The organism is Methylobacterium variabile (assembly GCF_001043975.1).
Lineage (GTDB): Bacteria > Pseudomonadota > Alphaproteobacteria > Rhizobiales > Beijerinckiaceae > Methylobacterium > Methylobacterium variabile.
Genome location: NZ_LABY01000481.1, coordinates 1 through 1,280 on the forward strand (window position 1 = coordinate 1; position 1,280 = coordinate 1,280).

Genomic DNA, 1,280 nt, shown 5'->3' on the forward strand with positions numbered 1-1,280 from the left:
CGGGATGCGGATGCTGCCTCTGCTCCTCGTCTTCGCGTTCCTCGCGACGGGCATCCGCTACGTGCTGGCCGAGCCTGTGCCCACGCCGGATCCTGTTCGCGGTGCACCGTCGCCCCCCTCACGCACCGCGACAAGCCCGCCCCGGCATGAGCTGGGGCGGGTCCCTCCCACGCCAGCACGCGGAACTCAATCGTCGGATTGGTGATGATAATGGGGCGGTCGCTCTCGGTAGTATCGCCACCCCTCGTACCCGGGCGAATGATGGCTCCGGACGACGTCGTCGTGCCGGTAGAACTCGCCGTGGTCGTGATGGCGTCGAGGGCCATAGCCGCCCTCGTAGTATTGGGCGGAGGCCGCGACCGGGGCGAGCGCCAGGGCCGCGGAAAGGGCAACGAGTACCGTCCTCATGGGGCCTCCGAAGTTTCATCAGATGCCGCCATCCTGCTAACGCCGGGTTGAACGCGCCATGACGCAAGTGTTCAGGAAGCAGCTACCATCGCGTGCCCGGGACGCCGATGAGCCGCATAGCAGATCCTTCCTGTTCCGCGGCCCCTTCGTGCCGATGCTTCAGTGGCGGCGCTCCTCGATTACGGTGCGCTCGTGGGCGTCGTGGTGCTCGCGAACAACAGGCTCCTCGTGACGGTGCTCGCGCACTACGGTGCCGTGTGTGTGCTCGACATCGCGATGACCACGGTCGCCGTGAACCGAGACGCCGCCGGAACCGACATCCACGTGCTGAGCGAACGCGGTCGCCGGGGCGAAGGCCAAGGCTGCGGCGAAGGCGGTGATCGTGATCTTCATCGAAGAAGCTCCCAGTTTCGAGGCTGAGGCACAAATGCTCGCTGCCCCGAAACCGTTCCGGGATTTTTTCCGCTCCGTATCCGTGGCAACCAGGACAGCAAAGGCCGAGCCGAGTTCCGAGCCCTCGCCTCGACCAGGAGGTCAGATGCCCCTGGATGATAGCGTCCGTTCCGAGACGCCGGTCCGCTTCACGAGGAACCCGGCATTGACCGTGTCGGATACGGGAAGATCTCGTTCGCGTTGGGTTCGATAGCACGGGATGACGTCTTGTGCGACCCGGGATAGATCGCACATAAGGTGGGAGATGGTTTCAAGGCGTGGGCATAGCCGTCGGGGGACGGCACAGGGATGGTGGACGGTCGCCGGCCGCATGCTCACGCTCGTCCTCGCCCTGTCGCTGGTCGCGCCCAGCGCCAGCTACGCGGACGACCTCGCCTACCACGTCGGCGGCCAAGGGCACGTCACCGAGATTACGAGCG

Annotated in this window: 2 protein-coding genes; both read right to left on the bottom strand. The window is 65.8% G+C overall.

Annotation, left to right across the window (positions count from 1 at the left end):
• Positions 1-186 precede the first annotated feature (186 nt).
• Positions 187-408 (bottom strand): hypothetical protein, encoded by a 222-nt coding sequence (locus VQ02_RS36550; protein ID WP_083469606.1) that lies wholly within the window; start codon positions 406-408, stop codon positions 187-189.
• A 159-nt stretch (positions 409-567) separates the two neighbouring features.
• Complete coding sequence (locus VQ02_RS34020; RefSeq protein WP_048448702.1) at positions 568-801, bottom strand: hypothetical protein; 234 nt, start codon at positions 799-801, stop codon at positions 568-570.
• Between the last annotated feature and the right edge of the window lie 479 nt (positions 802-1,280).